The sequence below is a fragment of the Methylobacterium sp. CM6257 genome (genome assembly GCF_054611515.1).
The window spans coordinates 5,964,206-5,979,030 of sequence record NZ_CM137735.1 but is presented as its reverse complement, the minus strand read 5'-3'; the positions used below and the strand labels follow the sequence as shown (position 1 = coordinate 5,979,030).

At 69.5% G+C, this 14,825-nt stretch carries 16 protein-coding genes; 6 read left to right on the top strand and 10 right to left on the bottom strand.

The genetic code is table 11. The annotated features are described in order from the left end of the window. Positions 1-28: 28 nt before the first annotated feature. Together ACYCO6_RS29115 and ACYCO6_RS29110 are read right to left on the bottom strand one after the other, a co-directional pair. On the bottom strand, positions 29-739 hold the full coding sequence (locus ACYCO6_RS29115) for a tetratricopeptide repeat protein (RefSeq protein WP_459765846.1): 711 nt from the start codon (positions 737-739) through the stop codon (positions 29-31). A 94-nt stretch (positions 740-833) separates the two neighbouring features. Next, on the bottom strand, positions 834-1,442 hold the full coding sequence (locus tag ACYCO6_RS29110; protein WP_459765844.1) for an NnrU family protein: 609 nt from the start codon (positions 1,440-1,442) through the stop codon (positions 834-836). A 107-nt stretch (positions 1,443-1,549) separates the two neighbouring features. On the opposite strand from ACYCO6_RS29110, the gene ACYCO6_RS29105 reads away from it, so the two are divergent. Continuing rightward, positions 1,550-2,758, top strand: coding sequence for a hypothetical protein (locus tag ACYCO6_RS29105; RefSeq protein ID WP_459773776.1), 1,209 nt, complete (start codon positions 1,550-1,552; stop codon positions 2,756-2,758). 59 nt (positions 2,759-2,817) lie between these two features. Beyond that, entirely contained in the window at positions 2,818-3,450 is a 633-nt protein-coding gene (locus ACYCO6_RS29100; protein WP_459765842.1) for a pyridoxamine 5'-phosphate oxidase family protein, read from the top strand. Here ACYCO6_RS29100 and ACYCO6_RS29095 read toward each other — a convergent pair. Continuing rightward, positions 3,444-3,653: a hypothetical protein gene (locus ACYCO6_RS29095; protein ID WP_459765840.1), complete on the bottom strand. Its 210-nt coding sequence runs from the start codon at positions 3,651-3,653 to the stop codon at positions 3,444-3,446. The two genes, ACYCO6_RS29100 and ACYCO6_RS29095, sit on opposite strands and share 7 nt — an antisense overlap. Positions 3,654-3,788: 135 nt before the next feature. Between ACYCO6_RS29095 and ACYCO6_RS29090 the strand changes: the two genes are divergently transcribed. From ACYCO6_RS29090 to ACYCO6_RS29080, 3 genes are all read left to right on the top strand, one after another. Further along, the gene (locus ACYCO6_RS29090; RefSeq protein ID WP_459765837.1) at positions 3,789-4,088 is read left to right on the top strand and encodes a hypothetical protein; all 300 of its coding nucleotides are present in this window, start codon (positions 3,789-3,791) and stop codon (positions 4,086-4,088) included. Between the two features lie 86 nt (positions 4,089-4,174). Further along, positions 4,175-4,435 carry a hypothetical protein gene (locus ACYCO6_RS29085; RefSeq protein ID WP_459765835.1) on the top strand — a complete coding sequence of 87 codons (261 nt, stop codon included), beginning with the start codon at positions 4,175-4,177 and terminating at the stop codon, positions 4,433-4,435. Positions 4,436-4,526: 91 nt separating this feature from the next. Further along, positions 4,527-5,288 (top strand): lytic transglycosylase domain-containing protein, encoded by a 762-nt coding sequence (locus ACYCO6_RS29080; protein WP_459765833.1) that lies wholly within the window; start codon positions 4,527-4,529, stop codon positions 5,286-5,288. A 7-nt stretch (positions 5,289-5,295) separates the two neighbouring features. Here ACYCO6_RS29080 and ACYCO6_RS29075 read toward each other — a convergent pair whose 3' ends face one another. The 3 genes from ACYCO6_RS29075 to ACYCO6_RS29065 all read right to left on the bottom strand — a co-directional run bounded on the left by ACYCO6_RS29075 (position 5,296) and on the right by ACYCO6_RS29065 (position 9,124). Then, positions 5,296-5,970: an SOS response-associated peptidase gene (locus ACYCO6_RS29075; RefSeq protein WP_459765831.1), complete on the bottom strand. Its 675-nt coding sequence runs from the start codon at positions 5,968-5,970 to the stop codon at positions 5,296-5,298. Between the two features lie 142 nt (positions 5,971-6,112). After that, positions 6,113-7,591, bottom strand: a complete 1,479-nt coding sequence (locus ACYCO6_RS29070) for a methyl-accepting chemotaxis protein (RefSeq protein WP_459765829.1) — start codon at positions 7,589-7,591, stop codon at positions 6,113-6,115. 357 nt (positions 7,592-7,948) lie between these two features. Next, entirely contained in the window at positions 7,949-9,124 is a 1,176-nt protein-coding gene (locus ACYCO6_RS29065) for a zinc-dependent alcohol dehydrogenase (protein WP_459765827.1), read from the bottom strand. A gap of 289 nt (positions 9,125-9,413) precedes the next feature. On the opposite strand from ACYCO6_RS29065, the gene ACYCO6_RS29060 reads away from it, so the two are divergent. Further along, positions 9,414-9,611 (top strand): hypothetical protein, encoded by a 198-nt coding sequence (locus ACYCO6_RS29060; RefSeq protein WP_459765824.1) that lies wholly within the window; start codon positions 9,414-9,416, stop codon positions 9,609-9,611. A gap of 340 nt (positions 9,612-9,951) precedes the next feature. Here the strand turns inward: ACYCO6_RS29060 and ACYCO6_RS29055 are convergent, their stop codons facing one another. Genes ACYCO6_RS29055 through ACYCO6_RS29040 form a run of 4 tightly spaced genes read right to left on the bottom strand, consistent with a single transcriptional unit; the run spans position 9,952 to position 14,069 of the window. Further along, positions 9,952-11,193, bottom strand: coding sequence for a cytochrome P450 (locus ACYCO6_RS29055; RefSeq protein WP_459765822.1), 1,242 nt, complete (start codon positions 11,191-11,193; stop codon positions 9,952-9,954). Next, a complete protein-coding gene (locus ACYCO6_RS29050; protein ID WP_459765819.1) occupies positions 11,186-12,511 on the bottom strand; it encodes an NAD(P)/FAD-dependent oxidoreductase in 1,326 nt (441 codons plus the stop codon). The genes ACYCO6_RS29055 and ACYCO6_RS29050 overlap by 8 nt, the downstream gene beginning before the upstream one ends. After that, positions 12,508-12,747, bottom strand: coding sequence for a ferredoxin (locus ACYCO6_RS29045; protein WP_459765817.1), 240 nt, complete (start codon positions 12,745-12,747; stop codon positions 12,508-12,510). The genes ACYCO6_RS29050 and ACYCO6_RS29045 overlap by 4 nt, the downstream gene beginning before the upstream one ends. Then, positions 12,744-14,069: a glycosyltransferase gene (locus tag ACYCO6_RS29040; protein ID WP_459765815.1), complete on the bottom strand. Its 1,326-nt coding sequence runs from the start codon at positions 14,067-14,069 to the stop codon at positions 12,744-12,746. Before ACYCO6_RS29040 ends, ACYCO6_RS29045 begins: the two co-directional genes overlap by 4 nt. Positions 14,070-14,825 lie beyond the last annotated feature (756 nt).

The window sequence follows — 14,825 nt, the reverse complement described above, 5'->3', positions numbered from 1 at the left end:
GGTGGTTCTCGAGCAGTCCGAACAGAAATCAGCGCGTGATCGGCGGGGGCGGGGCTGCCGCCTCGGGCTTGGCCTCGGTCACCGTGACGGGGCCGCCCGCGACGATCGCTGCATAGACCTCGATGCGCTCGCGCAGGTTCCGCGGGGTGTCGGGATCGGCCACGATCTGGTCGAACCAGCGGCCCGCCTCCTCGTAATCGCCCTTCTTGAGGGCAGCGAGGCCCAGCATCTCGCGGGCGGTGTGGCGGAACGGCGTGCCGGCGGCCAGCCCCTGGAGATTGGTCAGCGCCGCGTCCGGGTTCGGCCCATCGAGGCGCAGCAGCGCGGCGCGCAGGCGCGCGAGGTCGCGCAGGCCGTCGCCCAGCCGGGTGTCGTCGGCGAGCTTGTCGAACTCCGTCGCACCCGCCGCGGGGTCGCGCTTGCCGGTCTCCGCCGCCGCGCGGAACTGGGCGAGCAGGCGGTAGCCCGCCGGACCCTGCGCCTCCAGGGCGTCGAAGGCCTTGTCGGCCTCCGCGATCTTGCCGTCCTTGGCGAGCCGGTTCGCCGCGTCGAACTGCACCGAGGCGGTCTCGGCCGCCGCGCGCTGCTGGTTCTGCCAGTAGCGCCAGCCCGCGACACCCACCACCACGAGCACGGCGAGCGCGATGATCACGCCGCTGTAGCGCTTCCAGATCTGGAGGATCCGGTCGCGACGGTAATCCTCGTCGACTTCGCGGAGGAACTCGTTGTTCTCGGCCATTCTATCCCGGCCCGCATCTGACGGCGGACCACCTCGTACCTCTATCGGGCTCCGCGCCTAACACACGGGCGCCGGGTTGGCGACAGGCGGAGTCTCAGGCGGCGCCGGGCCAGACGGGCACGCCGATCACCGGATAGTGCAGGTAGCGGGCGAACACGAACCACGCCGCCGTGCCGATCACCACCGCCAGGATATCGTTGCGCCAGCCCTGCGGGGCGGCCGCCGGGCCAGCGTGCTGGGCGACTACGGCCCCCGGGGCCAGCGCCCGGCGCTTGGCGCTGATCCGGGCGGAGACTGCCCAGGCGAGGAAGCCACCGAACAGCAGGATCGAGCCGAGATCGCCGTTGGCGAGAAGATGGGCGGTCGCCCAGATCTTCACGGCGAGCAGCATCGGATGCTTGGCTCGCGCGCGGATATGCCCCGGCAGATAGGCCGCGGCGAGGCAGATGAAGGCGAGCCACACCAGGAGGAGCGCGAGGTGGCGCGTCCAGACGGGCGGATCCCAGACCGGGATGTAGCCGCTCAGCCGGTAATCGTGGAAGCCGACGCCGATGAGCACCAGCCCCAGCAGCGACAGGGCGGTGTATCCGAGTTTGTACCGACCCTCTCCGATCCGGCCGATGATCTCGGCGCGCCGGGCCCGGGCCATCGAGAAGGCATGCGTGCCGAGGAACAGCACGAGCCCGAGGATCAGAAGAAGCATGGGGGACTTTCGGTCGGGCCGCGGGGCGGCAAGCACTCTGTAAGGAGTCTCAAGCGAATCTCGCCCTGTTTGTCCAGGCGCGGCCGGGACGCACCTGGATGGCGAGCATGGGCTTGGCGGATTGGATCGCCGGGATGGGGCGGGGCGCCGGTGCGTTCGCCCTGCTCGCCCTTGTCTTCCTCGTTCCAGGGCCGGCCCCCGCCGCCACCGATCCGCCCCTGTCGGCCCTGACGCTGGTCGGGCCGCCCACTCTCGTGTTCAAGGCGGGCCGCGATGCCTGCGACGGCGCCGATGTCCCGGACGCGCCGGCGCGCGCCTTCCGCGACGCCGCGGGGGCTGTGGCGCTCTACGGGATGCATTACCGCAACCGCGCGCTGCGCGGGCCGGATCTCGGCCACCTCAAGCTCGACTGCACGGTGGTGCTCGATTCCGGCGAGAAGTCCGATCCGGCGGCCTACGACGACCGATCGTGGATCACCGCAACCTGGACCGAGGACGGAAGCCGCGTCGCCGCGCTCCTGCATCACGAGTACCAGGCCAACGAGCATCCGGGCCGCTGCCCGGCGGCCGCCTACATGGCCTGCTGGTACAACACGGTCACGGCCGCCGCCTCCGCGGATGGCGGCCGCAGCTTCCAGCGGAGGAATCCGCCCCTGGTGGTGGCCGGCGCGCCGTTCCGGCAGGAGGTGGACCAGGGCCGACACCGGGGCTTCTTCAACCCGTCGAACATCGTCTCCGACGGGCGCTGGCGCTATTTCCTCGCCTCGACCACCGGCTGGACCCGCCCCGGCAGCGATCAGGAGGCGGGGGTCTGCCTGTTCCGCAGCGACGATCCCGCCGACCCGGCCCGCTGGCGCGCCTGGACCGGCACCGGCTTCACAGCGTCCTTTCCCGATCCCTACCGCGCCGCCCGCCCGAACCCCGACACCTGCCGGCCGGTGGGACCGTTCCCGGGTCCGGTCGGGGCCGTGGTCCGCCACCGCGGCTCAGGGGCCTGGATCGCGGTGTTCATGGCCCACGCCGGCGATGGTTTCGACCGCTCCGGCTTCTACTGGACGACCTCCCGCGACCTGATCACCTGGGACAAGCCGCGGCTGCTCCTGGAAGGCGCGACGCTCTACGACGATCCCTGCATGGCGAGGGCGCCGCTCATCGCCTACCCGTCGCTGCTCGACCCGGACGCGCAAGGGCGCAACTTCGACGACGTCGGCGACGGCGCGATCCTGACCTACGCGCGCCTGCGCACCGAGGGCTGCACGATCACCTCCGACCGCGACCTGCTGCGCCGCCCGGTGGCGATCCGGGTCTGGCCCTGATCTGGCTTGACCGACCCGCGATCACCTTGCCACTCAGGCAGGCCCGCCACGAGGTTCGCATGGACGCCGAATCGCCTCCCCCGTCGACCATCCGTGACGCGGAGACGCTGCGCGCGCAGTTCGGCGCCGTGGGTCCGCTGGCCGCTGGGAAGGTGCTCGACCATATCGACGATTACGGTCGCCGGTTCATCGCGCTCTCGCCCTTCCTGGTGCTGGCAAGCGCCGACGCGGCGGGCAACCTCGATGCGAGTCCCCGCGGCGACGCGCCGGGCTTCGTGGCCGTTCCCGATGCGCGGACCCTGGTGATCCCGGACCGGCGCGGCAACAACCGCGTCGACACGTTCCTCAACCTGCTGGAGCGCCCCGGCGTCGGGCTGATCTTCCTTGTGCCGGGGATCAACGAGACCCTGCGGGTGAACGGCACCGCCGCGATGACGCAGGACCCCGCGCTGCTCGAACCGTTGAGCGCGCACGGCAAGGTGCCCGCCGCGGGTCTCGTCGTGCGGGTGCGGGAGGCGTTTTTCCATTGCGGCAAGGCGACGATCCGCGCACAGCTCTGGGATCCGGCGCATCACGTCGAGCGCAGCACCTTCCCGAGTCTCGGCCGCATCCTCGCCGAACAGACCGCGGCTGCGGATGTCGCGGACGCCGAGGCTACGATCGCCGACGCCTATCGCACGCGGCTCTACTGACCGGGTCGGACGAGCGACGGCCAGGGCGGCACGCCGGCCTCGGCCAAGCCGATCCGCTGGCAGAGTACGGTGCCCAGGGTCAGGCTCAGCATCAGCGCGGTGGCCGAGAGCAGCATCGTGGTCGCCCGGGCATAGGCGCGCCCGACATGGATCAGCAGGCAGCCGAAGGCGAAGATCGTGAAGGCCGGGAACAGGTGCTGCACGGGTGGCGTCCTCTCTGGCCGGCGGACGCGCGGTCCAGGCGGGCCGGGATCGGGGGTATCCTCCGGAGGCGGCGTGAAAACGCGGTTAACGTCGGGTATATGGATCCTCCCCATGGACCGGCAGCGAGGGCCCGCATGAGCGCATCGAGGGTTCAGGAGGAGATGGGCAGCCGCGGGGCGGAACCCGGACTCGTCCCGCCCCGCGATACGGCACTGCTCGGGGCGGGGGCCGTCGGGGTCGGCACGATGGGCGCCTCGGCCTTGGGCGCGCTGGCGCTCGGGGTCGCGGCGATCGGCACGGTGGCGCTCGGCGCCTTCGCGATCGGCCGCCTCTCGGTGGGCCGCGCCCGGGTCGGCGCCCTGAAGGTCGGAGCGCTGGAGATCGACACACTCACGGTCCGGTCGCTGCGCATGCCGGACCAAGATCGCGGGTAGGCGGGCTCGCCCGGCCGGCGCGGCCGAGCCGGCCGGTCGGAGCCGCCCACCCGTCGTACCGGACAGGAACGCGAGGACAGGCCGCGATGACGGATCCAAAACTTCCCTTCCGCCCCGCGGATGCCGTGGATATCCTCGGCGAGGTCGAGGGCGATTTCGTCCTGCCGCTCTGCCTGCCCCAGCCCAGCCTGCTGATCGGCGAGGATCTCGCCATGATCGTGCTCGACACGATCCACGGACAGCGGGTCGGGCTGCCGCTCAGTGCGCAGGGTGCGGCGGACTTGCACGCCGTGCTGGGTGAGGCCCTGCGGCTGCTGCAGGCGCGGGGGGGCGGCCAGGTCCAGTGACCATCGGTGCCTCGCGGGCGGGGGACCACGGCTAAGGCTTCGTTGAGGCGACGGGGGTAACCAGGGCGGCGAACCTCCCGCGTGGCGGCCCATGCGCGCTCCGTCCCTCCTCCTGCTGCTGTTCTGCGCCACGGCCGCGCAGGCCCGGCCCGCGACCTTCCTGGCGGTGCATGCTCTGGGCATGACCACCCTGCCGCCGGTCCCACAGGTCGCTACGCCGGGTGCGGCCGTGGAGGGGCGCGCTCGCTTCCTGCCGTTGATCGCCCGCGCGGTGGCGGGCACCGGCCTGCCCCTCGCCGTGGCCGATGCCGTCGCGCGGATCGAGAGCGGCTACGATCCTACCGTGGTGGGCAGTGTCGGCGAGATCGGGCTGATGCAGGTCAGGCCCACCACCGCGGCGATGCTCGGCTTCCGGGGCACGGCCGCGGAACTCGCGGCTCCGGAGGTCAATGTCCGCTACGGCGTGCGCTATCTTGCCGAGGCCTGGCGCCGGGCGGACGGTGATCTCTGCCGCGCCCTGATGAAGTACCGGGCGGGCCACGGATCGGAGCTGATGTCGCCGCTGTCGCAGCTCTACTGCGCCCGCGCCCAGGCAATCCTGGCCGATCCCGAGGCGCGGCACGCCGCGCCGGGCCGCCCCGTCGTCCCGGTCCGCCTGGCCGGTCGGCCGGAGGTCGCGGCGCATCGTGGGCAGTCAGCCGCCAGGCCGGCCACGCCGCGCTCATTCTGGGAGGTTCACCGGGCGCGGATCGCCCGGCTCAACGCCGCCGTGACGGCGCGCTGGCGTGCCCGCGGCTGGATGCCGGGTGCCCCCTCCGCCGCCGCGTCGACGCTGGACCGAGCGGGCGGCTGAGATCCGTTCAGACCTCCCGATCCGTCTCCGCCTCGGCTCCGTCCGATCGAGCGCCCCGCGCGACCTCCCGCATCGCCGCATCCGGCAACGGGCGCTGGAGGCGCAGCGCCTCCGCAGTGGGGGCCTCAAGCCAGGTCGCCCACTCCTCCGGCTTCGTGAGCAGGACCGGCATCGCCTTGGGATGGACCGAGCCGACGATTCCGTTCGCCTCCGTGGTCAGGAAGGAGAAGAGCCGGTGCTCCTGCGCCATCCGGTCGGGGTTCTCGCGCTTCGTGCCCCGCACGCCGGTCCAGGGGCGCCAGATCCCCGCGAAGGCGAAGAGCGGTCTGTCGTCGGCGAGGGCGAACCAGACCGGCGTCTTGCGCGGCCTGGTGTCGGCATATTCGCTGAAGGCGGTCACGGGCACGAGGCAGCGATGGGCAGGCCCGAGCCAAGGGCGCCAATGCGGGCTCGCGACGTTGCGGACATTCGTGACGGGGTGCTCGCCGAAGGCCTTCGGCCCCGGAATGCCCCAGCGCATCATGGCGAGTTCCCGGCCGGCTTCTCCGTTCAGCACCACGGGGGCCATCTGATCGGGGAAGATAGCCGGCAAAGGCGGCAAATTCCCGGTGTGGTCCTGCGCGACTTCGAAGGCCCGGCGCAGCTCGGCGGGGCCCGTGCGCAGGCTGTAGAGGTTGCACATCGCGGGTCCGGTCGGTTCGGGCGGCGCGCCGGTACTGGCGCTCAGCCGCCTATACACGATCCCACGCTGACGCGCCCCGCGGGACGCGCCGAGACCGACCCCGGAGCTGTGGGCGGCCCGGTCCCGGGGAAAGGCGCCCCGGCTAGATCAGACTCTGTGCGGCCTGCCGCAGCTTCTGCGTGGCCTCGTCAGCCTGTCCGGCAGAGGCGGCGATGACGCCGAGGCTCGCGGTGATTTCGCCGACGCCCTGCGCGGCCGCCTGCATGCTCGTCGACATCTCCCGTGTGACCGCGGACTGCTCCTCCACGGCCGTGGAGATCGCGCTCGCGACCTCGTTGAGCCTCATGATCGTGGCTTGAATCGCGCTGATCGCGCCCACGGCCTTCTGGGCCGCCTCCTGGGTTCCGGTGATCTGGACCCCGATCCGCTCGGTTGCCCGCGCCGTCTGATCGGCCAGCGCCTTCACCTCGCCGGCCACGACCGCGAAGCCGCGCCCAGCCTCACCGGCCCTGGCCGCCTCGATCGTGGCGTTGAGCGCCAGCAGATTGGTCTGGGCCGCGATGCTCTGGATCAGCGCCACGACCGCGCCGATCTGGACCGCGGCCTCGCTGAGACTGGTGATGATGTCCTGCGTCGCGTGAGCCTGATCCACGGCCTGCCCGGATATCTCCGATGCTTGTACGACCTGCCCGCTGATCTCGGCGACCGAGGCCGCGATCTGCTCCGCCCCCGAGGCCACCGCCTGGATGCCGCCGGAGACCTGCTCCGATGACTGGGCTGCCTCGCCGGCCTGCTGCGAGACCTTGGAGGACGCTGCCGCGATGGCGTTCAGGTCGCGCACCAAGGCGCTCTGCAATTCGGTCCGGCGTTGGCGGTCGAGCACCTGTGCCGTGACATCCGTGGCGAACTTGACCACCTTGAGCGGGCGCCCGTCCCGGTCGAAGATCGGATTGTAGCTGCCGAGGATGAAGACGACGCGCCCGCCTCTGGCGATGCGCCTGAACTCGGCCATCGTGTACTCGCCGCGGCCCAGCCGCTCCCAGAAGTCTCTGTATTCGGCGCTGTCGCGTGTCTCCGGATCGATGAACAGGCCGTGATGACGCCCCTGCACCTCCTCCAGCCGGTAGCCCATCGCGTCGAGGAAGTTGTCGTTGGCGGTCAGGATCGTACCGTCGAGCGCGAACTCGACCACGGCCTGCGCGCGGTTGATGGCCTTGATCTGACCCTCATAGGCGATTGTGCGCACCACCTGTTCCGTGACGTCGCTGGCGAATTTGACGATCTTGATGGGCTTGCCGGCGCGCCCGAGAATCGGATTGTAGGTGGCCTGAAGCCAGATTTCGCGGCCCCCTTTCCCGATCCGCTTGAACTCGCCTGCCCGGAACTCTCCACGCCGGAGATCCGCCCAGAACGCGCGATAGGCGTCGCTTTCCCGGTAGGCCGGATCGACGAGGCGCGCGTGCGGTTGGCCCTGGAGCTCCGCCAGTTCGTAGCCGAGCGCGTCCAAGAAGTTTCTGTTGGCCGCCAGGACCGTGCCATCCAGGGCGAACTCGATTATGGCCTGCGATCGATCCAGGGCCTGGACCTTGGAGTGCAGATCCCTGTCGAGCAGAAGTCCCATCGAACGAAGCCCCTCCGCCTTGCCCCGCGGCGTCATTCCGAAAGCCTTCGCACAATCCTGCTTCAGCTCGGGAAGGCGGGGCGATCTTATAGGGACGATTCGTCGAAGAGTTAAACTGGTCTTATGATCATGCAGATGTTGGGCTGCAGAATATGGTAATGTAACTCGACGTAAATTCTATGCAGAATTTCGAAATAGCTTGGAAAGTGCAATGATTATGTGTCAAAGCAATAAAAATATATTTTTTCGCAGGCTCCCAACGCACCGCCTCCTTCCCGGACGTTGTCGATCCTGAGCGACCGGCCGATCATGGAAGGGCGCACGCCGCGGCCGGATGCGGCCGCGGCGTGCTCTGTCTCAGTCGAGGTGGAACACCACCTTCACGCAGCCGTCCTTCTTGTCGCGGAAGGTCTTGTACAGGTCCGGTCCCTCGGCCAGGTTCTGCGATCGGTGGGTGATCAGGAAGGTTGTGTCGATCTTGCCCTCCTGGATCAGCTTGGTCAGCGGCTCGAGATAACGCTTCACGTGAGTCTGGCCGCTCTTGAGGGTCAGGCCCTTCTGCACGATTGAGCCCATGTTGACCGGCAGCGGACCGCCATAGACCCCGGGCACCGAGACGATGCCGCAGGGCCGCACCGCCTTGATCGCCTCGGCCAGCGCGTAGGGCCGCTCGGTGGCGGTCAGCTTCTCCTGGACCGTGGAGAGCATGCCGGTGATGCCACCGTGGCCGGCGCTCGCCTCCATGCCGACGCAGTCGATCACGGCGTCGGCGCCCTGGCCCTTGGTGATCTCCTTGATCCGCTCGAAGACGTCCTCGTTCATGAAGTCGATGATGTCGGTGGCGCCGGCCTTCTTGGCCAGCGCGATGCGCTCCGGCACCGTCTCGATCGCGATGATGCGCTCGGCGCCCATGATCTTGGCCGACTGGATGGTGAAGATGCCCACCGGACCCGCGCCCCAGACCGCGATGGTCTCGCCGCCCTGGATCTCGCAATGTTCGGCTGCCTGCCAGCCGGTGGGCAGGATATCAGTGAGGAACAGGACCGACTCGTCGTCCATGCCATCCGGGACCTTCATGGGCGCCACGTCCGCCATCGGCACCCGCACGTACTCGGCTTGGCCACCCGCGTAGCCGCCGGTGAGGTGCGAATAGCCGAACAGGCCGGCCGTGGTATAGCCGAACATCGCGGCCGCCATCTCGGCATTGCGGTTCGAGCGCTCGCAGACCGAGAAGTTGCCGAGCTTGCACTGCCGGCATTCGCCGCAATTGATGTTGAAGGGCACGATGATGCGGTCGCCCTTCTTGAACTTGGTGAAGCCCTGCCCGACCTCGACGACCTCGCCCATGAATTCGTGGCCGAGCACGTCGCCGCTCTTCATGGTCGGCATCAGCCCGTCCATCAGGTGCAGATCCGAGCCGCAGATCGCGCAGCTCGTCACCTTGATGATCACGTCGCGAGAATCCTCGATAACCGGATCCGGGACCGTGTCACAGCGGATGTCGTTTCGTCCGTGCCAGCACAGTGCCTTCATCGCAAGGGTCTCCAAGTGTCTCGAGGATCGTGGCCGTAGGGCCGCTCCGGGGTTAAGCCCGGGCCAGTACCGCCAAGTTCCGGCCGGAATCGACGAACAGGACGGCGGCCATTACTGCGTGGGGGCAGGCGATCCTCCGGCATCTACGGAACCCTCATCCGTCCTCCGCCGGTTGTCGGGCCGGCGGCGAGGATCTCGGATCCTCCGCCGAGACGCTGCGTCGCGACGCCCCGGCGCCTCTCCGGTCTTTCCTTCGCCGCCCGCCACTCCGACCCTCCAGCGAGTTGCCATGCCGAGCAGCGCGATCCTTCAGCGTGTCACCATCGGCGACCTCACCCTCAAGAACCGCGTCATGATGGCGCCGCTGACCCGAAACCGCTCGAACGACCAGGGCGTCACACAGGAATCCCGGGGCGTGCCGGACGGGGGCGACGTTCTCGACCTGCGCCGCCGGTTCAAGGGAGCTTCATCGGCAACAACGACCTGACGCTCGATCTCGCGGAGAAGGAGCTGGCCGAGGAGCGCGCCGACCTGTTCAGCTTCGGCCGGCCCTACCTTGCCAATCCGGACCTCGTCGGGCGGTTTGCCAGCGTCGCGCCCGTTGCCGAGGCATCGAAGGTGGATTGGTACGGCGGCGCCGCCAACGGCCATTCCGACTGGTCCGGCATGAACGGGCCGGTGCCGGTGGGGCATTGAGCCGGCGGACGCCGCGAAGCCGCGCGGCCGCGGGGAAGGGCGGTTTACAAATGTTTCACGTGAAACATCGGTCTTCACCGACTCTTCACGATTGAACGCGGTGATCCGGTCGCACGATTACCAGATCCGGCTCAGGCGACCCCGTCGATGCGGATCCGCATCTGCTCAGGGCCTCGCAGGGAGGCGCCGGGTCGATAAGGCGGGGGATCCTGCACCAATCGCGGGGCGACAAGGCGGCGGCTCAAGGCTACCAGGGCGATCTCGGCCTCGATCCGGGCCAGCGGCGCTCCGACGCAGTAATGCAGGCCGCCTCCGAACCCGAAATGCTCGGTGTCCGCACGGTCTGGATCGAACCGATCGGGCGCGGCGAACCGGCCGGGGTCGCGGTTGGCGGCGGCGAAGAGCAGGATCACGGGTGCCCCCTTCGGGATCGTCTCGCCCGCCACCGGGATCGATCCGAGTGCCTTCCGGGTCCGGAAATGCACCGGCGGCTCGTAGCGCAGCACCTCCTCGATCAACCGCGGGGCACGCTCGGGATCGGCACGCAGCCGCGCCAGCTCCTCCGGATGGCGGAGCAGAGTGAGCATGGCGTTGGTGATGAGATTCACGGTGGTCTCGTGACCCGCGACAAGCAGCAGGATCGCGGTGGCGATGAGGTCGAAATCGCTCATCTGCTTCCTGCCGCCCGGCCCGGGCGCAGCCAATCCGCTGAGCATGTCGTCGACCGGACGCCTGCGCTTCTCGCGGATGAGATCGCGCATGTAGTCCGAGATCGCATCGAAGGCTGCCACCGTGTGTCGGCGACTCTCCACGTCGTGCCGCGCGTCAGGCTCCAGGGCGGTGGCAAGCTGCGTCGCCCAGGACTGGAAGCGCGGCTCGTCCGATTCCGGCACGCCGAGCAACTCGCAGATCACCGAGACGGGGAGGGGATAGGACAGGTCGTCCACGAGGCAGATCTCGTTGCGCCCCCGACACGCATCGAGGAGCGTATCGACCTCGCGGGCCACGCGCTGGCGGAGCCCCTGGACCCGCTCGATCGTGAACTCGCGCATGACGGCGGCGCGCAGGGTGTCGTGATCCGGAGGATCGCGGAAGATCAGCGGACGGTGGGCGGTGGCGATGCGGCTCCGGATCGGGTTGATGATCCAGTCCCGGATCGGATTGCCGGTGGGCGGCCGCTGAAACGGCGGCAGGTCCTGCGAGCTGAGCCTCGGGTCGAAGATCAGGCCGCGGATCGCCGCATGGCTGCTCACCACATAGCTGCCGTCGCCCTGGCGCCAAACCGGGCGCTCCCGCAGCCGCGTATAGAGCGGATAGGGATCGGCCCGGTTGGTCGGGTTCATAACGGCGGCGAACAGGGCGTCGTCAGACATGGACACTCTCGGCGGCGCGCGGCGTCTGGGCAGCCGTGTACGGCTGCGGAAATCCCGGGGCGGCGATCTCGATGCGGATTTGGTCGGTGGCGTCGGTGATCGGCGGGAAGGCACTCCCATCTGCGAGGGCCTGCGCATAGGCTGGCAGCCACCGCGCCTGATCAAAGGAGACCGCCGCGATGCTCCGCCCGGAGCGGCCGTAGACAGCGAGGAACCGCCGGGAGGCGCGCGAACCCTGCACCACGGCGACCGCATCCGCGCCCTCGGTCAAGCCCACCAGCTTGATGTTGATCCCGAACTGGCTCGACCAGAAGGCCGGCACGTGCTCGTAGGGTCTCTGGTCGTCCGGATCGGCCAGCATGTTGCGCGCCGCATGAGCCGCCTGCTCGACGGCGTTGCCCCAGTGCTCCACCGAGACCAGCCGCCCGCCGTAGAGCCGGATCGGCCAGCGGGCGACGTCGCCGGCCGCGTAGATGTCCGGGCACGGCACTCCGTCGGCGTCGCGGGCCCGGCAGGCGGCGTCGCAGGTGAGGCCGCCCGGATCCGCCATCAGCCCGGCCCCGCGGAGCCAGCCGGTCGCCCGAGTCGCACCGAGCGCCGCGATGACGAGGTCGGCCTCGATGGCGCTGCCATCCGCCAGTCGGGCGCGGACCACGCGCCCGGCCCCGTCGCCCTCGAAGGTGCGCACCAGCGTGCCGGGTCGGAATTCGGCGCCGGAATCGCGCAGGCAGTCGGCGATGACCCCGCCGACGAAGGTTCCGAGGGCAAGGGCGAGAGGCGTCGGGTTGGGATCGACCAGGGTCACGGCGAGCCCGAGGTCGCGCAGGCACGAGGCCGCCTCACAGCCGATCAGGCCGCCGCCGACGATGAGGGCGCGTCGGGGCCCCGCCACCAGGGCGGCCCGCAAGGCGGCCGCATCGTCGCGGCCGCGCAGGGTAAAGATCCCCCTGAGCCCGCCGCCGGTCTCGGCCGGCCAGGGGCGGGCCTCGGCTCCGGTGGCGACGAGGAGCTTCTCGTAGGTCAGCGCCGTCCGGTCCGCGAGCCGGATCGTCCGGCTCCCACGATCGAGGGCCACCGCCGGGCTCCCGAGCCGCCAGCGGGCTTGCAGGGGCGCCAGCTCCGGCAGCCGGGTCGCATCCGCATCCAGCTCCCCGACGAGCACGTGCTTCGACAGGGGCGGACGATCATAGGGTCGGTACGGCTCCGCGCCGACCAGGGTCAGCGGCCCATCGTAGCCGCCCCGGCGCAGGGCCTCGGCGCCGCGCAGGCCTGCGAGCGATGCCCCCACCACGACGATGCCGGCGGCTTCTGGCGTCACGGCGTGTCTCCGTCGTCCGCACCGGCCTGAAGGCTGATGGCGCGGACCGGGCAGGCGTGAACCGCCCGCTCGATCGCGCCGCGCCGTGTGGCCGGCGGGGCCGGATCGTAGAACAGAATCTCGTGGCCGCGCAGGATGAAGGCGTCGGGCGCCGCGTAGCAGCACTGCGCGTAGCCCTGGCAGCGGTTGAGATCGACGACGACGCGCAACGTCGTGCGCTCGGACCCGGGCTTCATGCCGACCTCGCCTGCAGACCGGCGAGGCGTGCGCCGCCGCGCGCCGGCCCGGACCGGGCGAGATCGTCGACCGCCGTCAGGATGGACGCCATGGCGTCGCGAGCCGCGAAGGCCGCCCGCAGCGCCTCGGCACGCTGCCGGAATTCCGGTTCGTCGAGCACCCGCGCGACTGCCGCGCGCAGGGAATCGGGGTCGGGGGTGTTGGTCCCGAGGTTGAGGCCGACGCCGGACCAGCCGATCCGCGCGTTCACCTCCGCCTTGTCCTCAGTCAGCCCCGCCGAGACGATCGGTACGCCGGCAGCGAGCGCCTGCGAGACGCTGCCGTAGCCGCCATTGGTCACGAGAACCCGCACCCGCGGCAGCAGATCGCGGAACGGCAGGAAGCTGGAAACACGCGTGTTCACCGGGACTGGCCCGCGCAGCGCCTCGACGGGCCGCCCGCCCGTCGTGGCGAGGACGAGGAGATCGTCCCGATCGGCCAGGGCGGCCAGCGTCGGCTCGACCAATTCGCCGAAATCGGCGTTGGCCAGCGTCCCCTGGGTGACGAGCACGACCGGCTTGCCCGCCGCGTTCGCCTGTTCCAGTTCCGGCCACCACTGAGGCAGCGGCGCGGGCGGGGCGGGGGGCTGGAGCAGGCCGATGAAGCGCACGCCCGGCGGCAGCGTGCCGTAATCGTACTCGAAGCCCGGCACGGTGGGCTGGAGGAACAAGTCCGGCAGAACGACGACCGAGTGCGGCAGCGACGCCGGCAGCGGCGGCAGGCCGAGCCGGGCGAGCTGCCCGTCGGTGTAGGCCCGGACCGGGTTCGCGAAGGCCGCATCCATGCCGGCCTTCATAGCCGCGTAGCGGGCCCGCTCCGCCTGATCCCTGGCGGGCGGCAGGCCGAGACCGATGGGCGCGTGGTCGGGCCGCTCCAAGAACAGGAAGCTCACATTGACCGTCACGATCGGCGGCCGCGGAGCCGTGTCGAGGAGCAGCGGCAGGACGCCCAGGAACATACTGCCGGCCACGATCACGTCCGGCGCCTCTTCGGTGATCAGGCGCCGCAGCGTGGCCGCCTGCACCGGCATCGGATCGACGAAGCGACGCTCGAACTCGATCCGGTAGCGCTCCGGCCCGGCGGGCAGCTCAGTCTCGCGGAACTCGGCCGAATGATTGTCCGGATAGGCCGTGAAGCGCAGGCCCGACGCCTCCACCTTCGGCCGGAAGGCCGGATCGGTGAGGATCAAGACCTCGTCGCCACGGCGGGCGGCGGCGCGGCCGACGGCGAGCAGCGGGTTCACGTGTCCCGTGAGCGGTGTCGCGGCGATCAGGATCTTCATCACGGCCTCCTTGGGCGAGGCCAGCCGCGCCGGCCTCGCTCACCTTCCCGGGTTGCGCGCCGTCGCGCACAGACTGTTCCGGCACATCAGCATGCCGGTCTCATGGGGCAAATCGCCCATGGACCAGCAGAGTTACGAGACGCGCGACCATAACGAGAATAAGCGTGGTCCGGCTTTCCCAAATCATCATGGATCAGAATAGCATCGAGCTTGCCCCTCCCACCGTGAAAGGCGGCCTGCTCCGATTGGCGGGAGCGGCGGCGAAGGCTGCTCTTCCGGCTCAAGCGGGATCCGGTCGCTCATCACCATCACCGCGGAGTCGTGCGGTTCGACACGCCGCCCAGCGAACGCCGCTTGGCCGATAGCTGTGCCTGAGCTCCGCCCGCGGGCGCTCGGAGAGGGACCGCTCATCGCTGCTGCATTGCTGCCCGATACAATAACTCGCTCCTCAAATCGGTAGATCAAGGCGGATAATCGATCACAGGGATGGCATTTCTGCCGTAGCACAGTTGTTGATGCAAGTAGTGCTGCGAGATCTGGCAGTCTGATGTATATCTTCCGCGATCTGGTCTCGGGAATAAGTACTACTGAGATCTTATTTTATGAGTATCCATCGTTGTTGAGCATAGATTGTATATACTTGCTTGATAATAAGCACAAGTCGCTAGTAACTTAAGTGTTGCTAAATGAAAGTTGGCCGTCTATAGCAGGAGACGGGCGGACTTAGGCGGTAGCGCGAAAATTTCTTCAATAAAA